The 22,931-nt window shown below is 64.8% G+C and carries 21 protein-coding genes; 10 read left to right on the forward strand and 11 right to left on the reverse strand.

All coding sequences use genetic code 11. The features are described from left to right. Positions 1–7: 7 nt before the first annotated feature. The 5 genes from glcF to DH08_RS13765 all read right to left on the reverse strand — a co-directional run bounded on the left by glcF (position 8) and on the right by DH08_RS13765 (position 6,202). Positions 8–1,333, reverse strand: coding sequence for a glycolate oxidase subunit GlcF (glcF, locus tag DH08_RS13745; protein ID WP_192179808.1), 1,326 nt, complete (start codon positions 1,331–1,333; stop codon positions 8–10). A 9-nt stretch (positions 1,334–1,342) separates the two neighbouring features. Then, complete coding sequence (locus DH08_RS13750) at positions 1,343–1,729, reverse strand: DUF4870 family protein (RefSeq protein WP_192179809.1); 387 nt, start codon at positions 1,727–1,729, stop codon at positions 1,343–1,345. After that, the gene (glcE, locus tag DH08_RS13755) at positions 1,726–2,982 is read right to left on the reverse strand and encodes a glycolate oxidase subunit GlcE (RefSeq protein ID WP_192179810.1); all 1,257 of its coding nucleotides are present in this window, start codon (positions 2,980–2,982) and stop codon (positions 1,726–1,728) included. The genes DH08_RS13750 and glcE overlap by 4 nt, the downstream gene beginning before the upstream one ends. Positions 2,983–3,221: 239 nt before the next feature. Further along, positions 3,222–4,718: an FAD-linked oxidase C-terminal domain-containing protein gene (locus tag DH08_RS13760; RefSeq protein WP_192179811.1), complete on the reverse strand. Its 1,497-nt coding sequence runs from the start codon at positions 4,716–4,718 to the stop codon at positions 3,222–3,224. A gap of 161 nt (positions 4,719–4,879) precedes the next feature. Continuing rightward, entirely contained in the window at positions 4,880–6,202 is a 1,323-nt protein-coding gene (locus DH08_RS13765; protein ID WP_192179812.1) for a DUF3422 family protein, read from the reverse strand. Positions 6,203–6,409: 207 nt separating this feature from the next. On the opposite strand from DH08_RS13765, the gene DH08_RS13770 reads away from it, so the two are divergent. The 3 genes from DH08_RS13770 (at position 6,410) to DH08_RS13780 (ending at position 9,202) form a co-directional block, all read left to right on the forward strand. Continuing rightward, positions 6,410–7,231, forward strand: coding sequence for a FadR/GntR family transcriptional regulator (locus DH08_RS13770; protein ID WP_192179813.1), 822 nt, complete (start codon positions 6,410–6,412; stop codon positions 7,229–7,231). Beyond that, positions 7,228–8,364: an alpha-hydroxy acid oxidase gene (locus DH08_RS13775; RefSeq protein ID WP_192179814.1), complete on the forward strand. Its 1,137-nt coding sequence runs from the start codon at positions 7,228–7,230 to the stop codon at positions 8,362–8,364. The genes DH08_RS13770 and DH08_RS13775 overlap by 4 nt, the downstream gene beginning before the upstream one ends. 64 nt (positions 8,365–8,428) lie before the next feature. Continuing rightward, positions 8,429–9,202 (forward strand): metallophosphoesterase, encoded by a 774-nt coding sequence (locus DH08_RS13780; RefSeq protein ID WP_192179815.1) that lies wholly within the window; start codon positions 8,429–8,431, stop codon positions 9,200–9,202. Here DH08_RS13780 and DH08_RS36850 read toward each other — a convergent pair. After that, complete coding sequence (locus DH08_RS36850; protein ID WP_280110155.1) at positions 9,199–9,330, reverse strand: hypothetical protein; 132 nt, start codon at positions 9,328–9,330, stop codon at positions 9,199–9,201. The genes DH08_RS13780 and DH08_RS36850 overlap by 4 nt on opposite strands. A 298-nt stretch (positions 9,331–9,628) precedes the next feature. After that, positions 9,629–10,327 (reverse strand): type 1 glutamine amidotransferase, encoded by a 699-nt coding sequence (locus DH08_RS13785; RefSeq protein WP_192179816.1) that lies wholly within the window; start codon positions 10,325–10,327, stop codon positions 9,629–9,631. Between the two features lie 85 nt (positions 10,328–10,412). On the opposite strand from DH08_RS13785, the gene DH08_RS13790 reads away from it, so the two are divergent. The 4 genes from DH08_RS13790 to DH08_RS13805 all read left to right on the forward strand — a co-directional run bounded on the left by DH08_RS13790 (position 10,413) and on the right by DH08_RS13805 (position 14,425). Next, the gene (locus DH08_RS13790; RefSeq protein ID WP_192179817.1) at positions 10,413–11,060 is read left to right on the forward strand and encodes a hypothetical protein; all 648 of its coding nucleotides are present in this window, start codon (positions 10,413–10,415) and stop codon (positions 11,058–11,060) included. A gap of 31 nt (positions 11,061–11,091) precedes the next feature. After that, positions 11,092–11,826 (forward strand): 16S rRNA (uracil(1498)-N(3))-methyltransferase, encoded by a 735-nt coding sequence (locus DH08_RS13795; RefSeq protein WP_192179818.1) that lies wholly within the window; start codon positions 11,092–11,094, stop codon positions 11,824–11,826. 105 nt (positions 11,827–11,931) lie between these two features. Then, a complete protein-coding gene (locus DH08_RS13800; protein ID WP_192179819.1) occupies positions 11,932–13,305 on the forward strand; it encodes a glutamate--cysteine ligase in 1,374 nt (457 codons plus the stop codon). A gap of 196 nt (positions 13,306–13,501) precedes the next feature. Continuing rightward, positions 13,502–14,425: a DUF937 domain-containing protein gene (locus DH08_RS13805; protein WP_192179820.1), complete on the forward strand. Its 924-nt coding sequence runs from the start codon at positions 13,502–13,504 to the stop codon at positions 14,423–14,425. A 216-nt stretch (positions 14,426–14,641) separates the two neighbouring features. Here DH08_RS13805 and DH08_RS13810 read toward each other — a convergent pair whose 3' ends face one another. Then, entirely contained in the window at positions 14,642–14,932 is a 291-nt protein-coding gene (locus DH08_RS13810) for a DUF1127 domain-containing protein (protein WP_120016514.1), read from the reverse strand. Positions 14,933–15,109: 177 nt separating this feature from the next. Here DH08_RS13810 and DH08_RS13815 point away from each other — a divergent pair, with 177 nt between their 5' ends. Beyond that, positions 15,110–16,066, forward strand: coding sequence for a LysR substrate-binding domain-containing protein (locus tag DH08_RS13815; protein WP_065518175.1), 957 nt, complete (start codon positions 15,110–15,112; stop codon positions 16,064–16,066). Positions 16,067–16,072: 6 nt separating this feature from the next. Here the strand turns inward: DH08_RS13815 and DH08_RS13820 are convergent, their stop codons facing one another. Continuing rightward, the gene (locus DH08_RS13820) at positions 16,073–18,286 is read right to left on the reverse strand and encodes a bifunctional diguanylate cyclase/phosphodiesterase (protein WP_192179821.1); all 2,214 of its coding nucleotides are present in this window, start codon (positions 18,284–18,286) and stop codon (positions 16,073–16,075) included. Positions 18,287–18,408: 122 nt separating this feature from the next. Between DH08_RS13820 and xseA the strand changes: the two genes are divergently transcribed. Together xseA and DH08_RS13830 are read left to right on the forward strand one after the other, a co-directional pair. Continuing rightward, the gene (xseA, locus tag DH08_RS13825; RefSeq protein WP_192179822.1) at positions 18,409–19,986 is read left to right on the forward strand and encodes an exodeoxyribonuclease VII large subunit; all 1,578 of its coding nucleotides are present in this window, start codon (positions 18,409–18,411) and stop codon (positions 19,984–19,986) included. An 8-nt stretch (positions 19,987–19,994) separates the two neighbouring features. Continuing rightward, the gene (locus tag DH08_RS13830; RefSeq protein WP_192179823.1) at positions 19,995–21,119 is read left to right on the forward strand and encodes a DmpA family aminopeptidase; all 1,125 of its coding nucleotides are present in this window, start codon (positions 19,995–19,997) and stop codon (positions 21,117–21,119) included. Positions 21,120–21,165: 46 nt separating this feature from the next. Here DH08_RS13830 and DH08_RS13835 read toward each other — a convergent pair whose 3' ends face one another. Both DH08_RS13835 and DH08_RS13840 read right to left on the reverse strand, forming a co-directional pair. Next, positions 21,166–21,414 carry a DUF768 domain-containing protein gene (locus tag DH08_RS13835; RefSeq protein ID WP_192179824.1) on the reverse strand — a complete coding sequence of 83 codons (249 nt, stop codon included), beginning with the start codon at positions 21,412–21,414 and terminating at the stop codon, positions 21,166–21,168. A gap of 727 nt (positions 21,415–22,141) precedes the next feature. After that, entirely contained in the window at positions 22,142–22,927 is a 786-nt protein-coding gene (locus tag DH08_RS13840; protein WP_192179825.1) for an SURF1 family protein, read from the reverse strand. Positions 22,928–22,931 lie beyond the last annotated feature (4 nt).

A 22,931-nucleotide genomic window follows, 5' to 3' on the forward strand; every position in this document is an offset into this window, starting at 1 on the left:
GCAGCCGTCACTCGGCAGCGACAAGCCTTTCCTCGGAAACGCCTTCCGGCCGCGGCCCGCCATAGGCCCAGTCGAGCAGTTTTATCGTGTGCACCACCGGCAGCTTCGCGGCCGACGCGATCTGGGTGATGCAGCCGATGTTGCCGGTGGCGACGATTTGCGCACCCGTCGCCTCGATGTTCCTCACCTTGCGGTCGCGCAGCTTGGCCGAGATCTCGGATTGCAGGATGTTGTAGGTGCCGGCCGAGCCGCAGCACAGATGCCCCTCGCGTGGCTCGCGCACGACGAAGCCGGCTTTGGTGAGCAGTTCCTTCGGTTGGCGGGTGATCTTCTGGCCGTGCTGCATCGAGCAGGCGGAGTGATAAGCGACGATCGTGCCGGGCTTACGGACCGGTTCGGGCAGGTCGAGGCTTGCCAGATATTCGGTGATGTCCTTGGCCAGCGCCGAGACGCGTTCCGCCTTCTCCGCATAGGCCGAGTCGAGGCGCAGCATGAAGCCGTAATCCTTGATGGTGGTGCCGCAGCCCGATGCAGTGATGATGATGGCATCGAGCCCGCCGTTCTCGATGGCGCGCGTCCAGGCGTCGACGTTCTGTCTCGCCGAGGCGAGCGCTGCTGGTTCCCGCCCCATGTGATGGACCAGCGCGCCGCAGCAGCCCTCACCCTCCGGCACCACCACCTCGACTCCCAGCCGCGTCAGCAGCGCGATCGTCGTGTCGTTGATGGCGGGATCGAGCACCGACTGTGCGCAGCCGGTGAGGATGGCGACGCGACCCTTTTTTGTCCCCTGCCCGGCATGGATGCCCGGAGATGCCATCGGCGACGCCGTGGGGATCGAGACCGGAGCGAGCTTGAGCATGGCACCGAGCGGCTTCAGCGCCGGGATCTTTTCGAACAGGCCGACAAAGGGTTTTCCCAGCTTCGCCAGTCTCAGCGCGGCGCGAAAGCGCGCGGGATAGGGCAGCACGAAGGCCAGCATGGCGCGCGTCAGGCGATCGAGCAGCGGGCGTCTGTAGGTCTCCTGGATATGGGCGCGGGCGTGGTCGACCAGATGCATGTAGTTGACGCCCGACGGGCAGGTGGTCATGCAGGCTAGGCAGGACAGGCAGCGGTCGATATGGGTGACGATCTGCTTGTCGGCCGGACGACCGTTCTCCAGCATGTCCTTGATCAGGTAGATCCGCCCGCGCGGCGAATCCAGTTCGTTGCCCAGCGTCACATAGGTCGGGCAGGTAGCGGTGCAGAAGCCGCAATGCACGCATTTGCGCAGGATCTTCTCCGATTCCGCGACATGCGGATCGGCAAGCTGGGCAGCTGAGAAATTGGTCTGCACGCAAAAATCCTATTGTCCGAGGAGCCAGCTTTCCGGGTTCTTGACCGGCTCGCCGCGCTGCAGCGCCTGGATGCCCAGAATGCAGCGGGCGATGAACCAGACGGCGACCGCGAACATCAGCAGGAGGCCGATCACCAAGAAGATCAGCACCGCCGAGATCAGCGCGTAGAGCAGGCCGATCCAGAAGGTGCGGATCAGGAATGTATAGTGGCTCTCGACAAAGCCGCCGGCCTTGTCGCGGTTGATGTAGGCCAGCACGATGCCGACAAGGCCGGTGATACCGATGACGAGGCCGGCGAGATAGAGGATATAGATGACCAAGGCGTTGGTCGCGCCCGGCTCCAGCCAGCGGTCGGTCTGGCGCGGCGTGTTCTGGCCTGGATTGGTGTTGCTCATGGTGCTGCTCCCTCCGTTGTGGGGCTGAGAGTAGCAGAGCCTGAGCCCGGCGCCATGCGGCCGGGGTTGAGGATCGATTTGGGGTCGAATTCGGCTTTGAGCCGCGCCGACAGGGCCGCGAGGTGCGAGGCCTGCGGCTCGAACACCGGCACGGCGGCGCGATGCGAGAGAGCGGCACGCACCAGCGTCGCGTGTCCGCCGCCATGCTTGCGGATCAGCCCGCGCAGCAGGCTCGCCTCGGGATCCCCTGCCTCCATGCGCAGCCAGATCAGCCCGCCCTGCCAGTCGTAGGAAGCGCTGACGCCGGCCTGCATGCGCAGCGTCAGCACCATCTGGTGCGCCTGCGACGGAGCCATTGAGATGCGCCAGACCGGCTTTTCAGTGCCATCGGCGAAGGGCACGCAATCGCGGACATCGCGCCAGATGGTCTTCGACGCCTCGCCCGCAATCTCCTGCAGCGGACCGGCCTTGCCGAGCAGCTGCTTCAGCGCGGCAATGCGGTAGGCGACCGATGGGCCGAACCCCTCGACGCGCAGCAGCGTCGCGGCTTCGCTGCCAAGGTGACCGGCGGCGACGCGCGCGGCGACGCGTTCGGGCAGATGAGCGGCACTCGACACTTCGGCGCTGGAGCCGAGCGCCAGTGCCATGGCGGCGGTCGCGGCTTCGTCGAGCAGGCCGCGGATGGCGAGCGTCACCTCGGTCTCGGCCGCCGGCAGCACCTTGAAGGTGACGTCGGTGAGCACGGCAAGCGTGCCCCAGCTGCCAGCCATCAGCTTGGAGAGATCGTAGCCGGTGACGTTCTTGACCACGCGGCCGCCGGACTTGAAGGCCTCGCCGCGACCGGCAACCGCGCTGATGCCGAGGATATGATCGCGCGCCGCCCCCGCCTTCAGCCGACGCGGGCCGGAAAGGTTGGCGGCCAGCACGCCGCCGATGGTGCCCTTTCCGGGCGCGCCGCCGAGCAGCGGGCCGTAGTCCATCGGCTCGAAGGCCAGCTGCTGACCGTTTTGCGCCAGGAGTTGGTCGATCTCGGCAAGCGGCGTGCCGGCTCTGGCCGACAGCACCAGTTCGGCGGGCTCGTAGAGCGTGACGCCGGTGAGCTTCGACAGGTCGAGCGTGTGCTCGCTCTGCTGCGGACGGCCGATGCCGCGCTTGGAACCATGGCCGAGGATTTCCAGCGGCGCGTCTTCCGCCGCCGCCCATTGGACGGTGGAGAGGGTTTCGGATGCGGTGACGGGGGTGAAGGTGGTCATGGGCGTGCCCGCTTCCTCGCCCCCGCAAAGCGGGGGAGAAGAGATAGGTCGCGATCCTTCGCGCCCCCCTCTGTCCTGCCGGACATCTCCCCCGGAAGGGGGGAGATCGGATGTCGCGTCGAGTTTCGCCAATCGCCAACGTTAATGGAAATGCGCGGCGCCAAGGCTGCCAGTCTCCCCCCTTGCGGGGGATATGTCCGGCAGGACAGAGGGGGGTGTTCAAGCGCCAGCGTGTCCACTCAAAACCTCGGAATATCCGGAAACGCCACCTGCCCGCGATGCACATGCATCCGCCCCAGCTCGGCGCAGCGACGCAGCTGCGGGAAGACCTTGCCGGGGTTGAGCAGATGGTTGGGATCGAAGGCGCATTTGACCCGCATTTGCTGGTCGAGGTCGATCTGGTTGAACATTTCCGGCATCAGGTCGCGCTTTTCGACGCCGACGCCGTGTTCGCCGGTCAGCACGCCGCCGACCTTGACGCAGAGCCGCAGGATGTCGGCGCCGAAGCTTTCGGCCTTGTCGAGTTCGCCCGGCACGTTGGCGTCGTAGAGGATCAGCGGGTGCAGATTGCCGTCGCCGGCGTGGAAGACGTTGGCGACGCCGAGCCCGTATTTTTCGGAGAGTTCGCGCATGCCGGCGAGCACGCGCGGCAGTTCCTTGCGCGGGATGGTGCCGTCCATGCAGTAATAGTCGGGCGAGATGCGGCCGACCGCCGGGAAGGCCGCCTTGCGGCCGGCCCAGAAGCTCAGCCGCTCCTGCTCCGATTGCGAGATGCGGCAGGTGGTCGAGCCGTTCTTGTAGGCGATGGCCTCGACGAGACCGATCAGGTGGTCGACCTCGACACCCGGTCCGTCGAGCTCGACGATCAGCAACGCCTCGACATCGAGCGGATAGCCGGCATGGACGAAATCTTCCGCCGCGTGGATCGCCGGACGGTCCATCATCTCCATGCCGCCGGGAATGATGCCGGCGCCGATGATGTCGGCGACGCACTGACCGCCCTGCTCGCTGGTCGGGAAGCCGATCAAAAGCGCCCGCGCCGTCTCCGGCTTCTTCAGGATGCGCACGGTGACCTCGGCGACGACACCGAGCAGGCCTTCGGAGCCGGTCATGACGCCGAGCAGGTCGTAGCCCTCGGCATCCAGATGCCTGCCGCCGAGCCGCACCACTTCGCCATTCATGAGCACCATCTCGATGCCGAGCACATTGTTGGCGGTGAGGCCGTATTTCAGGCAGTGCACGCCGCCGGAATTCTCCGCGACGTTGCCGCCGATCGAGCAGGCGATCTGGGAGGATGGATCGGGGGCATAGTAAAAACCCTCCTGCTCGACGGCGGTGGTGATACCGAGATTGGTGACGCCCGGCTGGGCAACGACGGCGCGGTTCGGAAAATCGATCTCGAGGATGCGGTTGAAGCGGCTCATGACCAGGAGCACGGCGTCCTCGAGTGGCAGCGCGCCGCCGGACAGCGAGGTGCCGGAGCCGCGCGGCACGACGCGGATGTTGCGGTCGTTGCAGTATTTCAGCACGCGCGAGACCTGCGCCACCGTCTCCGGCAGCACGACCACCAGCGGCAGTTGCCGGTAGGCGGTGAGGCCGTCGCTCTCGAAGGCACGCATGGAGTTCTCGGCATCGACGACGCCCTCGCCCGGCACAATGATGCGCATGTCGGCGACGATCTCGTCGCGCCGGCGCATCGTGGCATCGTCTGGCTTCGGCATGGCCAGGCCGGACATCAACAGACTCCATCGCTTGACTGGTAAAAATCTTTTACCAGCTGGAGGCTACCGTTGCAAACCCTGCTTGGGTCAAAATCGAAGGCCGGCCACGGAACAGCCTTCCGCAGCGGCAATCTGCCGCTGCGCGGCGATCACATCTGTAGCAAGGTTCGGCTGGCCTATTCGCCCGGATGTTTCGCCGGCTCGGAGTGCATGCGCCGCACGCGGCGCACGCCCCACCAGACAAGCAGCAGGGCAACCGGCACCGAGGTCGCGGTGACGACTTCCGGCGCAAAGGCATGGCCGAAGATCGAGGCGCCCTTGGCCAGATACGAGACGAGGCCGACGACATAGTAGGAGACGGCGGCGACAGAGAGACCTTCCACCGTCTGCTGCAAGCGCAGTTGCAGGCGGGCGCGGTTGTTCATCGACGCCAGCAGGTCGCGGTTCTGCTTCTCGACCTCGACGTCGACCCAGGTGCGCAGCAGCGTCGTGGCGCGGGTGAGCTTGCGCGACAGATTGGCCTGGCGCTCCTCGACCGAACGGCAGGTGCGCATGGCGGGCGCGACGCGTCGCTGCAGGAAGCCGCCCCAGGTGTCGTAGCCGGGCACCGCCTGTTCCTCCAGCGCCTCCAGCCGCTCGACGACGATGCCGTCATAGGCGCGGCTGGCGCCGAAGCGGTAGAGGCTGGAGGCGGCATCGGCCTCGAGTTCCGCGGCAAGCTCGGTCAGGTCGGCGAGCAGCGTCTGGCTGTCGCGCGTCTCGGCGACCTTCATTTCCAGCGTGGTCTGCGCCAGCCTGTCCTCGATGCGGCGGGCGCGGCCCGACAGCGTCAAGGCCAGCGGCAGACCGAGCATGGCCAGCGTCCTGTAGTTTTCGATGTCGATAAGCCGCTGCGACAGCGCGCCGGTTCGCGCCGGCGTCAGGCCGCGATCGAGCACCAGTATGCGGGTCATGCCGTCGCCGTCCTGACGGAAGTCGGTGATGATGGCGGCGTTGCCGCGCTCGACCAGCGAATAGCACAGGCTGGTCGGGTCGAAGCTGGCGATTAGCCTCTCGCTCGCCTGCGTCCATTTGCGGATTTCCAGCCGGATGCCGGAAATGACCGTTCCCGGCGGCGAAAACCCGTTGCCGAAGGGAGACTCCTCCTGGGCCCTGCCGCTTTCGGAAAGCGACCCCTCCCACAGATAGGTCGAGAATTCCGTATGCCGCTCCCAGCGCAGCGTGCCCTTGCCCCATTTCATGGCGTGGTGGCGGGCGTGACGATCCGGCGCGGCAATACCAAGGCGCCGTGACAGTTCGGAGAGCACGGCCATGTCGACGCCGGAGCCACCCTCGGTCATGAAGGCAAGCTGCACCAGAACGCGCGGCTTCTCGATCAGCGGATGCGGGCGGGCATGGACCTCGCCGAGCGCGCCTGGCCGTCCCTCATGCGCCGGGAAACCCATGACGGCGCCCTGGGCGCGCGGCTGGAATTCGAGATTGGACGTCTCGTCCGACACGGCTGGTCCCCCTGTTTTCGACCCTTCGTGCAATGGCGTCCTCTTGCGGCAATCGGCCAAGCACGTAAACAGCAAAGTTTAGCAACGGCCGATATGCGGGCGCGACCTGAGAACCGGTCAGATCGGACGAATTGGATAAATAATTTGACCAGTTGGCGACACTGGCTCTAATCTGTGCGGCACCGGCAAGATTTCCCAGGCGCCCCGTTGAGCGATATTTTCTCCAGGATCGAGCATTCGCGCACCGCCGACGAGGTGGTGCAGCAGATCGAGAGTCTGATCCTCGAAGGCGTGCTGCGCACCGGCGACCGGCTGCCCGGCGAGCGCGAGCTGGCGCGCCAGTTCGAGGTGTCGCGGCCGATCCTGCGCGACGCCCTGAAATCCCTTGAGGGGCGCGGCCTGCTGACAACACGGCCGGGAGGCGGCACCCATGTCGCCGACGTCATCGGCCAGCTGTTCACCAAGCCGGTGACCGACTTGATCTCCATGCATCGCAAGGCGGTGACCGACTATCTGGAGTACCGCCGCGAGATCGAGGCCATCGCCGCCGAATATGCGGCGCGGCGCGCCACATCAGACGACCTCGCGCTGCTCGATCGCATCATGGCGCGCATGGACGAGGCGCATCGCACCGGCGACTTCGACGACGAGGCGGAAATCGACATCGAGTTCCATCACGCGGTCTGCGAATGCGCGCACAATATGATCCTCCTGCACACGCTGCGCTCCTGCTACCGGCTCTTGTCGGAAGGCGTGTTCCAGAACCGGCTCTTGGTGTTCACCGTGCCCGGCGCGCGCGAAGCGCTGCTTGCGCAGCACAGGGCGATCTACACCGCGATCAAGGCGGGCGATCCGGCGGCCGCCCGGCAGGCGGCGATGGACCACATCTCCTATGTCGAGCGCTCGATGCTCGAGGCCGAGCGCAGCGGCGACTGGCAGCGCGTGTCGCGGCTTCGGCTCAGGCAGCGTTCCGAAGCCGGCGACGGCGCGCCAAGACAACGAATTAATGAACCAGCTGAAAAACCATGAGCAGCATTCTCACCATCGCCGATCTCAAGGATCTCGCGCGCCGCCGCGTGCCGAAGATGTTTTTCGACTATGCCGATTCCGGCGCCTGGACGGAGAGCACCTACCGCGCCAACGAAGAGGATTTCGGCAAGATCAAGTTCCGCCAGCGCGTGCTGGTCGACATGAGCAACCGCTCGCTGGAATCGACCATGATCGGCGAGAAGGTAGCGATGCCGGTGGCATTGGCGCCAACCGGCCTGACCGGGATGCAGCATGCCGATGGCGAGATGCTGGCGGCGCAGGCGGCGGAGGAGTTCGGCGTGCCGTTCACGCTGTCGACGATGAGCATCTGCTCGATCGAGGATGTTGCTTCCGTCACCAAGAAGCCGTTCTGGTTCCAGCTCTATGTGCTGCGCGACAAGGATTTCGTGCTGAATCTGATCGATCGGGCGAAGGCGGCGAAATGCTCGGCCCTAGTGCTGACGCTCGACCTGCAGATCCTCGGCCAGCGCCACAAGGACGTCCGCAACGGGCTTTCGGCGCCGCCCAAGATGACGCTGGCCAACATTGCCGACATCGCCATGCGCCCGCGCTGGTGGATGGGCATGGCCGGCACCAAGCGCCGGACCTTTCGCAACATTGTCGGCCACGCCAAAGGCGTCGGCGACGTCGCCTCGCTGGCATCGTGGACGACGGAGCAGTTCGACCCGCAGCTCTCGTGGAAGGACGTGGCCTGGATCAAGGAACGCTGGGGCGGCAAGCTGATCCTGAAGGGCATACTCGACAAGGAGGACGCGCTGATGGCGGCCAAGACCGGCGCCGACGCCATCGTCGTTTCCAACCATGGCGGGCGCCAGCTCGACGGCGCGTCGTCGTCGATCAGTGTGCTGGAGGAGATCGCCGACGCGGTCGGTGACCAAATCGAGGTGCATATGGATGGCGGCATCCGCTCAGGCCAGGACGTGCTGAAGGCGCTGTGCCTCGGCGCCAAGGGCACCTATATCGGCCGCCCCTTCCTCTATGGCCTCGGCGCGATGGGCAAGGAAGGGGTCACCATGGCGTTGGAAATCATCCGCAAGGAGATGGACATAACACTGGCGCTGTGCGGCAAGCGCCTGGTGACCGACATGGGCAAGGATCAGCTTCGGCGCTAGGGGCTTGTTCACTGTTTGGCCCTAGCGTCTCCCGTGACGGTTCCGTCGTGGAGACGAACAAGCATTGACCCGGCCCGGCATCCACTTTCTCGACGCGCGCGGACCGCAAGGCATGCGGCTCTACGCGATCGGCGACGTGCATGGCCGGCTCGACCTGCTCAGCGCCATACATCGCCGGATCGAAAGCGAGATCGAACATAAGCCAACCGCCGACTGGCGCGTCATCCATCTCGGCGACTATGCCGACCGCGGACCGGACTCCAGGGGCGTCATCGATTTCCTGATCGAAGCCCGCAAACGTGATCCGCGCCACCTGATGCTGGCCGGCAATCACGACATCGGCTTCCTCGATTTTCTCGACACCCCCGACTCGGACGGGCTGTTCATGCGCTTTGGCGGGGTGCAGACGGCGCAGTCCTATGGCGTGTCGCTGACCGCCGACGCCAGCTGGTTCGGGAAGGCGGAGTCGGTGCGACGGGGACATGCGGCACTGGTCGAGGCCGTTCCGCAGAGCCATATCGACTTCCTGCAGTCGCTGGCGTTTTCAGTGACGTTCGGCGACTTCTTCTTCTGCCATGCCGGTATCAGGCCGGGCATTCCACTCGAGCAGCAGAGCCCACAGGACCTGATCTGGATCCGCGAAATCTTCCACGACCATCCCGGCCTCTACGAGAAGATCGTGGTGCATGGCCATACGCCGGTGCCGGAAGCCGAAGTGATGGCCAACCGCGTCAATGTCGACACGCTCGCCTGGCATTCAGGCAAACTCACCGCGCTCGCCATTGACGGCGCGGACAAGCGTATCCTGACGGTGACTGGCGAAGGCGAAGGATTTTAGCGGAGGGCGGCGGTGACGCCGTAGCCGTCGACGGCCTGATGGTTGTTGGCTGCATCGGCCGAATAGATGCCGAGACCGCACAGCACGATGGCAGACAGCATGACAAAGGACAGAAGTGCTGCTTTCACGGACGTCATCTCTTGTTGAGCTCGCTGCATCTGTGCACGAGGCGGTTACCAATGCGTTGAAACGAAAAATTCGTCTCAAAGTTTCGACGATTTCGCGCTTCTAGGCCGATTCTGTATCGGCCATGTGTCGCGCGGGTCACACAGAAGGTTCATCGCGGTTGCATGGAAGATGCAGAGCGCGCCTTCTAGGCTGGCGGCCGGCCACAGACCAAGGATGAAAGGGGTTTTCCCCAGATGGATCCGGCGCCGCGTGCCAAATATGTCACGCAGCACAGCGGCTGCGCCGAGCATTGGGTGCTCAGATCGTCGCTACCCAGGCGCGGGCAATCGCAAGGCCGGCGGCATCGGCATCCGGCCCGTTGCGGGCCATTTCGCCGTCGAGCCGGTCGTTCCAGTCGGGATGCCGCTCGGCAATGAGCGAAGCGAAGGACGTGCTCCAGTCGCGCACCATCGGGCGGTCCGCCTCGAAATGGAACTGGAAGCCGTAGACGGCGCGGCCGATGCGGAACGCCTGGTTCTCGGCAATGGCGCTGCCGGCCAGCCGCACGGCATTGTCCGGCAGGACGAAGGTGTCGTCGTGCCATTCGAAGATCGGGAATTTTTCGGGAAGTGCCGCAAGCACCGGATCCGTCTTCGCCTCAGGCGTCAACGACACCCTGTGCCATCCGAATTCGGTGGCGCCGCCGATCTGGTTCTCGCCGCCAAAGGCACGCGCCAGCAGCTGGCTGCCGAGACATATGCCGAGCACCGAGCGGTCCTTGTCGGCAAAGTCGCGCGTCAGGTCGAGCAGGCCGGGGAAATACGGGCAATTCTCGTCGTCGAGCGCGTTCTGGGCGCCGCCGAGCACCACCATCGCATCGTGCCCTGCCGCATCGTCCGGCAACGGGTCGCCTTGATAGGGCCGGCGCAAGTCGATATCGGCGCCCGCCTCGACAAGAGCCGCACCAATCTGGCCAAGTCCCTCATTGTCGAAATTCTGGACGACCAGGACCCGCATCGAAAACCTGCTGACATGAAAACGATGCAACGAGCGATATCATGGCGCCAGCATTGCAGCCAAGATGCGCATTCGGGGAGAAGCTATGCCACTGCAGAACCGGGTCGATCCGTTCGGCGCCATCCACGCCGTGCCCGAACGCGGGATGTTCACCGGCAATCGCGGCATCATCCATGACCCCGATACGAAGACGCTGCTCAAGAAACGCTGGGCCTTGCCGGCCTGGATCATCTGCGTCTGCCAATTCCGCAATGCGCGGCGCGAACCGATGGGCCGCAACCGGCCGGGTGGCAAGGCAGGCTGGACCGAACTGTTCTTCCTCGACGAGGTGACGGCGCTCACCGCCGGGCATCGGCCTTGTTTCTACTGCCGACGCGAACGGGCCACGGATTTTGTCGGCCGTTTCGGCAAAGCCTTCGGCGTAACCGAGCCGCGCGCGCCTATGGTCGACAAGCGGCTGCACACGGAGCGGCTAGCCTCGGGCGGCAAGCCGCCGTCCATCGAGTTGGAGGACCTTATCGGCCTTCCGGACGGGACGATGGTCGCGGATGGCGCCTCTGCCTATGCCCTGCGCGGCGGCAAGGCGCTTCGCTGGTCGTTCGCGGGCTATGGCGATGCGAAGGACTTCGACAGTATGGCCAGCCGAACGCTTGGTCTCGTCACGACGGCGACCACCATTTCGGTGCTGCGGCAAGGCTATTTGCCTGTCTGGCACCCTTCCGCCGATACTTGACGGCAACCCTCGCCTCGCCCATTCCTCGGCGATGCGCGCCAATTACAAGATGCAGCGGCTGTTCGTGGCCGACGATCTCGGAGCAGACATCGAATTCGATGCCGGGCAGCAGCAAAGCCATTACCTGATGCATGTGCTGCGGCTCGGCGAAGGCGCCGAGATCCTGCTGTTCAATGGCCGCGATGGCGAGTGGTCGGCGGTCGTCGCCGCAAAGTCGAAGAAGACGGTGCGGCTCAAGGTGCTCGCCCTGCAGCGGCCGCAGCCGCCGCTGCCCGATCTCGTCTACTGCTTCGCGCCGCTGAAGCAGGGACGGCTCGACTATCTGGTGCAGAAGGCGGTCGAGATGGGCGCCGGCATCCTGCAGCCGGTCATCACCCAGCACACGCAGGTAGCAAAGCCCTCCATTGATCGGCTGCGTGCCAATGTCGTCGAGGCGGCCGAGCAATGCGGCATACTGGCGGTGCCGGAGGTGCGGGAGGCCGAGAAATTCGAACGCCTGCTCGGCGGCTGGGACAAGGAACGGCGGCTGATCTTCTGCGACGAGGATGCCTCGACCAACAATCCGCTGCCGGCGCTGCAAGGGTTGAGGGAAAGGAAGCTCGGGCTGCTTGTCGGGCCGGAAGGCGGCTTTTCCGATGACGAGCGCAAGATGCTGCGGGCACTGCCATTCGTCACTGCTATTCCGCTCGGGCCTCGCATCCTGCGCGCCGACACGGCGGCGGTGGCGGCACTCGCGGTGATGCAGGCGACGATCGGGGATTGGTGATCAAATCCTGTTGAGGCGTGGCTCAGGATTTTTCGCTTGATCGGCTGCCGACATTTCGTCCATTTAGCGCCGGCGGTTGTTCCGCCGCTTCCGGAGGGGCCTTTTATGGCGCGCGACACAACCGATTTCCGGCCGATCGAAGGCGTCGACGAACTTGTCGAGCACCTGGCCGAAGGCAACAAGCCACGCGACAAATGGCGCATCGGCACCGAGCACGAGAAATTCCCCTTCTATGTCGACGGCAACGCGCCGGTGCCTTATGGCGGCGAGCACGGTATCCGCGCCATCCTCGAAGGCATGCAGGAAAAGCTCGGCTGGGATCCGATCATCGATGACGGCCGCATCATCGGCCTGGTCGAGCCGACCGGTCAGGGCGCGATCTCGCTGGAGCCCGGCGGCCAGTTCGAACTGTCCGGCGCGCCGCTGGAGTCGATCCACCAGACCTGCCGCGAGGGCAATGCGCATCTGGCGCAGGTGCGCGAGATCGCCGAGCCCATGGGCATCCGCTTCCTCGGCCTTGGCGGCAGCCCGAAATGGTCGCTGCCCGACACGCCGAAAATGCCGAAGTCGCGCTACGAGATCATGACGCGCTACATGCCGAAGGTCGGCTCGAAGGGCCTCGACATGATGTACCGCACCTGCACCATCCAGGTGAATCTCGACTTCGAGAGCGAGGCCGACATGCGCCGCAAGATGCAAGTGTCGCTCAAGCTGCAGCCGCTGTCGACGGCGCTGTTCGCCAACTCGCCCTTCACCGAGAGCCGGCCCAACGGATTGCAGAGCTGGCGCGGCGACATCTGGCGCGACACCGACAACCAGCGCTCGGGCCTGCTCGAATTCTGTTTCTCGCCCGACTTCGGCTTCGCCGACTATGTCGAATGGGCGCTCGACGTACCGATGTATTTCGTCATCCGCGACGGCCACTATCACGACATGACGCACGTCACCTTCCGCCAATTCATGGCAGGCGCGGCGCGCAACGAGGTGCCCGACGGGCTGCCGACGATGGGCGACTGGGCGAACCATCTGTCGACGCTGTTCCCGGACGTCCGGCTGAAGCGCTTCCTCGAAATGCGCGGCGCCGACGGCGGACCGTGGCGGCGCATCTGCGCCCTGCCTGCCTTCTGGGTCGGGCTGCTCTATGACGAGGCGGCGCTCGACGCGGCCGAGGCATTGACCTCGAGCTGGACCTACAAGGAGGTCCTGGCGATGCGCAATGCGGTGCCCGAGCATGGCATTGCCGCGCCCTTCCGCAACACGACGCTGCGCGAGATCGCCCGCGACGTGCTGGTCATTTCGCGCATGGGACTGAAGAACCGCGGCAAGAAGAACCGCGACGGCTATGACGAGACCTCGTTCCTCAACACCCTCGACGAGGTCGTGGCGCGCGGCACCACCAGCGCCGAGGAAATGCTTTCGGCCTACCACACGCGCTGGGGCGGCTCGATCGAGCCGGTGTTCATGGAATACGCATATTGAGCCGGCGGGGCATGGCCCGGCCGTAAAAGCCGCTTCAATCGGCGGTGGAAACAAACTAGAGCGCCGCGCGTCCTCTCGGACGCACAAAGGACGCTCTAGCACTTTGAATCTACGCATCGTGCTTTCCGAAAATCGATTCCGATTTTCGGGCCGATGCGTTAGGTTTCTCCCAAGAGGATTTCCGGAGGAGAGACCTATGCCTTCCTTGTTCGACATAATGGCGCAAGCCCAGAACGGCAACGGCATGCAGGCGCTTGCCCAGCAGTTCGGGCTTTCAATGCAGCAGACGCAGTCGGCGGTCGAGGCGCTGCTGCCGGCCTTTTCGCAAGGGCTGCGGCGCAACACCGCCGACCCCTATGGGCTCGGCGCCTTCATGACGGCGATGGCCAGCGGCCAGCACGCCAAATATTTCGAGGACGCCACCAGAGCCTTCTCGCCACAAGGCCTTGACGAAGGCAACGGCATTCTGGGGCATCTGTTCGGCTCCAAGGACCTGTCGCGCGCCGTGGCCAGCCAGGCGGCGCAGGCGACCGGCCTCAGCCAGCAGGTGCTGCAGCAGATGCTGCCGGCGATGGCTTCGATGATGATGGGCGGACTGTTCAAGCAGACCACCAACCAGATGCAAGCGGCAGGCGGTTTTGGCGGCGGCGGCAATCCGCTCGGCGAGATCATCGAGCAGATGATGCGGCAGGCTGGCGGCGGTGCGCAGGCGCCGCAGCAACGCCAGGCGCCGCAACCGCAGAGCCCGATGGACAACCCGCTCGGCAAAGTGCTGCAGGACATGTTCGGTGGCGCCGCGCAACAGCCTCAGGATCGGCAATCGCAACCGCAGCAGACTGAGAGCCCGTACGGCGACAACCCGCTGGGCAAGATGTTCGAGGAGATGCTGCGGCAAGGCGGCGGCGGCGGTTTCGGCATGCCGGGCGGCCAGCCCGCGCCACAGGCGCCGCAACCGCGCCAGGCACCGCAGCCGCAGGCCAATCCGAGCGGCAGGCCGAGGAACCCGTTCGACGATCTGTTCGGCAAGATGTTCGAGACCGGCGCCCAGCAGCGCGACGACTATCAGAAGGGCATGGAATCGATCTTCGACCAGTTCAAGCGCGGCATGGACCGGCGGTAAGGTCTCTCGCCAACCTAAGCTGCGTTGAGATTCAGGTCAGGCCAGCATCACCCGACCACCAGCACTCCTTAAAGAAAAGCCCGGTCCTTGGACGGACCGGGCAGGATGCAGGCAGGCCGGCGGGGAACCGGCAGGGAGTGGGAAGCCTGCGATAAACGTTGGTCGCGCCGAACCTCAAGAAGGTTCACAGGCAACCGAAACAGCAAGCAACCGCGATCAGGCCACCTTGCGGGCGAGATCCTCGATCGTATCGGCCCGGTCGCTCACGATCGAACGCAGCTTCGCGGTCGGATCGCGGCCGAACGGCAAGTCGATGGCGACGTGCAGGTCGCCGCGCGTCAGGCCGATATCGGCAAGCTCGGCGTCCGACATCTCGCCGAGGCGATAGAAGGCGCGGCGGTTTTTCCAGGCTTGGTAGGCGTTGGCGACCGCATTGATCACACGCGTCGCAACGGCCGGACGCGTGGTGATGCGCGAGGTCTCGGTGGCGAAATCATACGTGGTCATGTCGATCTCCTTCAGATTCGAACAGACGAAGCCGGCCGATCGGCGCTGGAGCACAGCGCCGTTCCGGTCTCGATTCACATGCCTTCATGTGGACAATGCGAATTTGCCACGGCCCGATTGATTAATCCAACGAATGTTTCTAATCTTTAGCATCAACATCAATGATGGATTGACCCGATGAAAGCGCCGCTCGATCTCGATCAGTTGCAGACCTTCATCTCGATTGCCGACACCGGCAGCTTCACCCGCGCGGCGGAAGAAGTGCATCGGACCCAGTCGGCGGTGTCCATGCAGATGCGTCGGCTGGAGGAGCGGATCGGCAAGCCGCTGTTCGAGAAGGACGGGCGCACCAACAAGCTGACGGAGGAAGGCGACAAGCTGCTCTCCTACGCGCGACGGCTGCTTTATCTGAACCGCGAAACATTGGCCGCCTTCGACGACCGGCGGCTCGAAGGCACCATCCGCATCGGTACACCGGACGACTATGCCGACCGCTTCCTGCCCGAGATCATGGCGCGCTTCACGCGCTCCAACCCGCGCGTCGAACTGACCGTCATCTGCGAACCAACGCCGGGCCTGGTCGAGCATATCAAGCGCGGCAATCTCGATCTGGCGCTGGTGACGCACAATGACACGCGCGGCCAATCGGAAGTGGTGCGGCGCGAGCCGCTTTTGTGGGTCACTTCGGCCAACCACGCGACGCATGAGCAGGAGATCCTGCCGATGGCATTCGGCCGGCCGAATTGCATCTGGCGGCGCGCCGCCGTCGATGTGCTCGACCGGCAGGCCCGCGAATACCGCATCCTGTTCACCAGCTTCTCGGCCACCGTCATCACCGCCGCGGTCCTGTCGGGCCTGGCGATTTCGGTGCTGCCGGAATGCGCGCTGAGGCCGGGCATGCGCGTGCTCGGCGAAGCCGACGGCTTCGGCACCCTGCCCGACTGCCGGATTGGCATCATGCGCGGCCAGACCTCGCAGCCGGAAATCGTCGATGCGCTTGCCCGCCACATCTCGGAAAGCCTCGACAACATTTCCGTGCCGCTCGGCGAAGAGACGGGAAGCTTCGATTTCGCGGCGCTTGCCTTCACCAAGATCAAGCGGACCAAGCCCAACCAGATCCTGCCAGGCTGGTAGGTGGTTTCAAGCGCGTGCGGCAGCCGGCCTGTCGTCTTCCTCTGAGGGCAGGCCCGAAAGGGCGAGCAACTGGGCCGGTTCCAGCGGCGGCGAGAGTAGAAAGCCTTGCAGTTGCCGGCAGCCCATGGCGACCAGCAGCGTCTTTTGCGCCTCGGTCTCGACGCCCTCGGCGGTGACCTCGACATCAAGCGCGATGGCGAGATCGATCAGCGCCTTGACGATCGCCGCGGAATTCCCATCGCCGTCGAGGAGCCGCACGAAGGAGCGGTCGATCTTGAGCTTGTCGATGGCATGACGGCGCAGGTAGCCGAGCGAAGAATAGCCGGTGCCAAAATCGTCGAGCACGATGCCGACGCCCGACTGCCGCAAGGCAGCAAGGGTCGCCCTCGACGTGTCGCCGTTCTCCAAAAGCACGCTTTCGGTGATCTCGAGTTGCAGGCGCGTCGGCGCCAAGCCGGTTTCGGCGAGGATCGACGCAACCTGTTCGGGAAAGCCGGCGTCGCGCAATTGCAGCGGCGACACGTTGACGGCGAGCCATGGCAGTTCGGTGCGCACGGCAAAGCGGCAGGCTTCGAGCAGCACCCATGCGCCGAGCTGGCCGATCATGCCGCGTTCTTCGGCGATGGCGATGAATTGCACGGCCGGCAATGCGCCGTGGACCTCATGCCCCCAGCGGATCAGTGCTTCCGCGCCGAGGATGGCCTTGCCGTTGGTGGCGAAGACCGGCTGGTAGGCCAGCTTGATGCCGGTTCCGCCATTCAGCGCCTTGCGAAGCTCGCTCTCGACCTTGCGCTTGCGCAGCAGAAGGTCGTCCATGTCGCCGGCAAACACCTGATGCCGGCCGCGGCCGTTCTTCTTGGCTTCGTAAAGCGCGATGTCGGCCTTGCGCAGCAGATCGTCGGCATCGGCATCGGCACCCGACGAGAGCGAAATGCCGATGCTAGCGCTGACGAAGACCTGGTCGTCCATCAGCTTGAACGGCTCCTGCAGTTTCTGCTGCAGCCGCTCGGCGATGTCCTCGGCAGCCCTGATATCGCGGATGTCGATGAGGATCAGGGCGAACTCGTCACCGCCCAGCCGCGCCACGGTGTCGACTTCACGGACCGTGTGCTGAAGCCTGGCCGCGGTCTGGCGTACGAGTTCGTCGCCCGCCGGATGACCGAGCGTATCGTTGATGTGCTTGAACCGGTCAAGATCGATATAGAGCAGCGCCACCCTTCCCATGTCATGACCGGTCGTGAGCAGGGCGCGCCGCAGCCGGTCCTCGAACAGGGCCCGGTTGGGCAGGCCTGTAAGCGTATCGTGGAAGGCGAGGTACTGTGCCTCATCCTGGCTGGTCTGCAGCGCAGACGAGGCGCGGCGCAAGCGGCGCAGCAGAAATGCCAGCACGCTTGCCGCGAGCAGCAGCCCAACGATCAAAGCGGGAGCCGTCTTGCGCACCAGCGTCAGACCGGGGCGCTCCTGGTCCCAGCCGATATAACCAAGGATGACACCCCGCGAATCCACCAGAGGAATGGTTGCCGAGGCGGCCGGCTGCGACAGGGGCAACAGATGGGCCCTGGCCAGCAGATACTTTTCGGCAATCCTGCCGATGACCGCGTCGTTGATGAATTCCACCGACACGTGCAGATACTCGCTGCCCGGCTCCTGGGTGAGCCGGTCCGTGCTCGGCACCAGCGGCATGACGCTGAGGATGGCGGGCTTGCCCCCAAGCGACACAAGGTCTTCGACGGTGGTCTTGACCGGCTCGTCGGACGTATCGTCCTTCGGCGGCTGGGCGATCATCGCGCGCAGCTTTTCGATGGTGGGCTGGATGGCGGGCTCGTCCTCGCTATAGACGGATGGGGCGAGCACCTTGCCCTCCCGCATGACATGGACGGGACGGTTGGCGGCATCGAGTAGGTAGACCCGATCGTGACCGTAGTAGGAATACATCCAGACACTGAGATTCTCTTCTATCCAGCTCTGGTTGCCGGCCTTGGTGTTGATCACGGAATCGTCCCAGACGGTAACGCTTTCCTGCTCGCGCACGACCGCCGCGATCTGATCCTTCAGCCCATTGGCGAAGAAGATCTTCTGCCGTTCGAGCGAGACATGATCGGCTTGGGCGGTGGCGTAGATGCCAAAGCCGACGACCATCGCCAGCGCAAAGGCGGCGAGCATCAGCACGGTCAGCGTGACCTGGTGCGTCAATGGGCTGCTGTTCGGGCGTGCGCTCATGCGTCCCTGGCCGTTTGAGTGGCCTCCAGTCAAAGCAAATTGGCCTTAAGATCGCGTTATAATATTAGCGAGGATTGATGCCCTGCCTTGACGCAGGCCAACAACCGCTCCCCAATCGAGCCATGAGCGACGCATCCGAATCACGCACCAACGCCACCGAGTACACGGTGAGCGAAATCTCAGGCGCGCTGAAGCGCACGGTCGAGGACGTCTTCGGCAATGTGCGGGTGCGCGGCGAGATATCGGGCTATCGCGGTCCGCACTCTTCCGGCCATGCCTATTTCGCGCTGAAGGACGATCGCGCCCGGCTCGACGCGGTGGTGTGGAAAGGCACGATGAGCCGGCTGAAATTCCGCCCCGAGGAAGGGATGGAGGTGATCGCCACCGGCAAGCTGACCACCTATCCCGGCAAGTCCAACTACCAGATCGTCATCGACAATCTCGAGCCCGCCGGCGCCGGCGCGCTGATGGCATTGCTGGAAGAACGCAAGCGCCGGCTGCAGGCCGAAGGCCTGTTCGATGCCGGCCGCAAACGGCGGCTGCCGTTCATGCCGCGCACCATCGGCGTCGTCACCTCGCCGACCGGATCGGTGATCCGCGACATCATCCACCGGATCAAGGACCGCTTTCCGCTGCATGTGCTGGTCTGGCCGGTCAGGGTGCAGGGCGAGACGGCCGGCGCGGAAGTTACCGCCGCTGTCAAAGGTTTCAACGCGCTGGCATGGGATGGCGCGATTGCGCAGCCTGACCTGCTGATCGTGGCGCGCGGCGGCGGCAGCCTCGAGGACCTCTGGGGCTTCAACGACGAGGGCCTGGCGCGGGCGGTCGCCGCCTCGCGCATTCCGGTGATTTCCGCCGTCGGCCACGAGACCGACTGGACGCTGATCGATCTCGCCGCCGATGTGCGGGCGCCAACGCCGACGGGCGCCGCCGAGATCGCCGTGCCGGTCAAGGCCGATCTCGAGGCGACGCTCGCCAGCCTCGGCGCACGGCTCAAGACCGCGGCCTCGCGCAATTTCGAGCGCAAGCGCCATGCGGTGCGTGCGGCGGCGCGGGCGCTCCCCTCGCCCGACCAGCTTTTGGCGCTACCGCGCCGGCGCTTCGACGAGGCGACGAGCCGGCTTGGCCGGGCGCTGTCGGTCAGCATCGAGCGCAAGCGAGCGAGGCTCGCCGGGCAGCGGCTGACGCCGGCCACGTTGTCACGACGCATGAACGAGGCCCGCACGCTGACTGGCCGCGACCTTGCCCGCGCGCAAGCGGCGTTCTTCGCCATCGTGCGCGAACGCAGAGCGCGCTTTGCGCGGACAGTGACGAGGCTATCGCCGGCGCCGATCGCCAGGCGGCAGAAATTGCAGGTGGACGCGCTCGCCGGACTGGCGCGGCGGCAGGATCAGGCGGTTGCCAGACAGTTGGACCGCCTCCGTGGAAAATTGACGCAAGCCGATCGGCTGCTGGCGACGCTGTCGCACAAGGCGGTGCTGGCGCGCGGCTTCGCGCTGGTCAAGGACGCCGACGGCGCGGTGATAAAGCTGGCAGCGGAGGTGGCGCCGGGGGCAGCGCTCTCACTGGAATTTGCCGACGGCAACGCGGATGCGATCGCGACCAGCGGCACGGCGCGGCCGAAGACAATCGACAAGCCGGCCGCCAAATCCGCCGCTGCCAAACCGAAGGAACCGGGCAATCAGGGGTCGCTTTTTTAGAGGACGGCATGACCGGATACGATCCGCATCTTCGGACGCCATCGGGCAAGCCGCGCGCCCGCGCCTTCGGCATCCCGTTCGATGGGGCGCCGGGCACCTTCAACGCCATCACCGACGTATCAGGCGTTTCGGTTGGCTACGCGACGCTGATCTCAGGCGACGGGCCGCTTAGAATCGGCACGGGGCCAGTGCGCACGGGGGTGACCGCAATCCTGCCGCGGCCGCTCGGCGAACTCGCCACACCGGTGTTCGCCGGCGTCTTCAGCCAGAACGGCAATGGCGAACTGACGGGGTCGCACATCATCGAGGAAACCGGCGCTTTCAACCTGCCTGTCACCATCACCAACACCCATTCCTGCGGTGTTGCGCGCGACGGCACGCTGCGCTGGATGAGCCAAGTGCTGCCGGCGGCACTCGACAGCGGCTGGGGCCCGCCGGTGGCGGCCGAGACCTATGACGGCTTCCTCAACGACATCAACGGCCATCATCTGAGCTTCGAACATGTCGAAGTCGCGCTCGATGCCGCTGCCGGCGGGGCGATCGAGGAAGGCAGCGTCGGCGGTGGCACCGGCATGATCTCATTCGGCTTCAAGGCCGGGTCCGGCACGGCGTCGCGTGTCGTCGCATGGCAGGGCAGCCGCTACACGGTCGGCGTGTTCGTGCAGGCGAATTTCGGCAAGCGGCGCAATTTCACCCTTCGCGGCCTGCGGGCCGGGCTCGATCTCGCGGAGCCGGCGATCCGCGAAGGCACGCCGCACACTGAGAAGGGTTCGATCATCGCCCTCGTCGCCACCGACGCGCCGTTCCTGCCGCATCAGATGAAGCGGCTGGCGCGGCGGGTGCCGCTCGGCATCGGCATGACCGGCGGCTTCGGTTACCACAGCTCGGGCGACATTTTTCTCGCCTTCTCGACCGCCAATCCGGAGGCCGCGCTGGCGCCGTCAGGCCGGATCGCGCGCGCCGATTTCATACCGGACGTCGATATCGACCCATTCTTCGACGCGGTGGTGCAGGGGGTGGAGGAAGCGATCCTCAATGCGCTGGTCGCCAATGAGGATATGACCGGCCGCGACGGAAATTTCGTGCCGGCGCTGCCGAAGGCCTGGCTTCAGGCGAAATTCCCAAAGGGATAGGCGCCCGCAAATGGGCGCCTTGCCCGCCCTGCGGCCGGGCGGCTCGTCAGGGTTTGTTCGAATTCGCTTCGCGCTCTTCGGCCTCGGCCGCCTCTTCGAGACGCGACGCAATCAGTTCCTGGATGTCGCCGACCTCTTCCTGGATATCCTCCAGGGGTATGCCGGCCTCAGCAGCCTTGGCCGCACATTCCCTGGCAAGGGTCTCGGCCTGCTTGTCGATCTCTGCCGGCACGGGCTGGCAATGGACCTTCTCGCCAATCCACCCCTGCAAAAACTCGATCGCATGTTCACTCATACTGCTGCTTCCCTAGCGGCTATGCCGGTTGGTAATCATAAACGTCCGCATCTCGCAAAGGATGCATGTTCCCATTCCAACCGAGTCGGCCCCGCCCGGCAAGCCGGTCGTGCCCAAGGTCCACAGAGGCGAAGGAGGAAGGTTCAAGGAGCACGCTCTGACTGTTGAGGGTAATGGTACCGTTGGCTGGGATCGATTGCGACCCTACGTAATTGTTTCTATTTGCTTTTTCCCGGTTTCAACTACCGATTTATATCACAATGGGCATCACAATACGTAGCACATTTACTGCTGTTCCGCGGGCGCAACCATAGGCACGCCGTCGAAGCCGCCGCTATATAGTGACATCCTCTTGCAATGTCGACTCTACGCCCCATCCTGCTTCTTTCCGCCGCGTCGGGCTGAACGCCCTCTTATCCAAAAATGAAATTGGTAGGCCCGGAGGATGTCCTATGGATATTGATTTCACTAGGTTTTTCGTGGGCCAGAATCAGAAGGCTTCCCGCATCGTTCCGTATGGTCCCGCAACCGCCTTAAAGCCGAAGGGGAACCCTCGCCCCCTTCGGGCCATGAAATCATTAGCATCCCGTAATGTCCTGTACGGACTTGCCCCATGAATGCCGTGGCCGCGGAATGATACTGCGTCAAGAAACGCCGCTGTGATAGGCGACGATCCAGGACTCCTTTCGGAGGCGCGCCAACCCAAGCCGATCTTGATCAACAGGCGCTAGCGCCGCCTGTCAGACCTTTCGTGAAACTGCACAAAGACAACGGCGGCGCCCAGCACAATCAAAGCCAGCCCAAACCACGTCACGGCATAGACCAAATGGTTGTTGTGGAATGCGATCACTGTCAGACCGCCCACAGGCCATCCGCCCGGATTGGGTGTGGCGTCGGCATCAATGAAGTAGGGGGCGGCCTGAGGGATGCCCAGTGCTGCGGCGATCGCCTTGACATCGCGCGAATACCATCGGTTGGCTGCCGCATCGTTGGCACGCAGGAAGCCGCCCTTTGGCTCAGTCATACGCAGCAGGCCGTGAACCACGGTGCGATCGCCTGACGGTCGGGCTCGCTGACGCGTTGCCGGATCACGCTTGTCCGGCGGCACGAAACCCCTGTTCACCAACACGGTGAAACCATCATCCGTCCGGAACGGCGCCATCACCCAGAAGCCGCCGCCGAGGTCGGTCACCGCCTGAACCAGCGTTTCTCGGCCATCGACGAACCTGCTCGAGACGGCAAGCTGGCGGTACTCGTCATCCACGGCGTTGATCGCCGGCCAGGTCGAGGGCCCCGGGGCGGCCACGGGTGCTGCCTTGAGACGCTGGTCGACACGGTTGATCAGGTCGAGCTTCCAGACCCGGCGCTCCAGCTGCCAGATCCCAAGCGCTGAAAACCCGGCCACGCCGATGGCGAAGCAAAGGCAAAGCGACAGCAGTGCCCATTTCGAACGCGGTGCGCGCCGGCCCTCGCCGGGACCGGAATGCGGCCGCGTCTGCGCCTCTTCGTGCAAAGCC

This window comes from Mesorhizobium amorphae (assembly GCF_014843845.1).
Classification (GTDB): Bacteria; Pseudomonadota; Alphaproteobacteria; order Rhizobiales; family Rhizobiaceae; genus Mesorhizobium; species Mesorhizobium amorphae_A.

What these genes read in the sequence shown, in the direction of transcription:
- DH08_RS13775 (WP_192179814.1), top strand. Translation starts at nt 7,228, where the DNA reads ATGAGCAGCATTCTCACCATCGCCGATCTCAAGGATCTCGCGCGCCGC.
- DH08_RS13800 (WP_192179819.1), top strand. Translation starts at nt 11,932, where the DNA reads ATGGCGCGCGACACAACCGATTTCCGGCCGATCGAAGGCGTCGACGAA.
- DH08_RS13805 (WP_192179820.1), top strand. Translation starts at nt 13,502, where the DNA reads ATGCCTTCCTTGTTCGACATAATGGCGCAAGCCCAGAACGGCAACGGC.
- DH08_RS13810 (WP_120016514.1), bottom strand. Translation starts at nt 14,932, where the DNA reads ATGACCACGTATGATTTCGCCACCGAGACCTCGCGCATCACCACGCGT.
- DH08_RS13760 (WP_192179811.1), bottom strand. Translation starts at nt 4,718, where the DNA reads ATGTCCGGCCTGGCCATGCCGAAGCCAGACGATGCCACGATGCGCCGG.
- DH08_RS13795 (WP_192179818.1), top strand. Translation starts at nt 11,092, where the DNA reads ATGCGCGCCAATTACAAGATGCAGCGGCTGTTCGTGGCCGACGATCTC.
- DH08_RS13830 (WP_192179823.1), top strand. Translation starts at nt 19,995, where the DNA reads ATGACCGGATACGATCCGCATCTTCGGACGCCATCGGGCAAGCCGCGC.
- DH08_RS13820 (WP_192179821.1), bottom strand. Translation starts at nt 18,286, where the DNA reads ATGAGCGCACGCCCGAACAGCAGCCCATTGACGCACCAGGTCACGCTG.
- DH08_RS13790 (WP_192179817.1), top strand. Translation starts at nt 10,413, where the DNA reads ATGCCACTGCAGAACCGGGTCGATCCGTTCGGCGCCATCCACGCCGTG.
- DH08_RS13750 (WP_192179809.1), bottom strand. Translation starts at nt 1,729, where the DNA reads ATGAGCAACACCAATCCAGGCCAGAACACGCCGCGCCAGACCGACCGC.
- DH08_RS13785 (WP_192179816.1), bottom strand. Translation starts at nt 10,327, where the DNA reads ATGCGGGTCCTGGTCGTCCAGAATTTCGACAATGAGGGACTTGGCCAG.
- DH08_RS13815 (WP_065518175.1), top strand. Translation starts at nt 15,110, where the DNA reads ATGAAAGCGCCGCTCGATCTCGATCAGTTGCAGACCTTCATCTCGATT.
- glcE (WP_192179810.1), bottom strand. Translation starts at nt 2,982, where the DNA reads ATGACCACCTTCACCCCCGTCACCGCATCCGAAACCCTCTCCACCGTC.
- DH08_RS13835 (WP_192179824.1), bottom strand. Translation starts at nt 21,414, where the DNA reads ATGAGTGAACATGCGATCGAGTTTTTGCAGGGGTGGATTGGCGAGAAG.
- xseA (WP_192179822.1), top strand. Translation starts at nt 18,409, where the DNA reads ATGAGCGACGCATCCGAATCACGCACCAACGCCACCGAGTACACGGTG.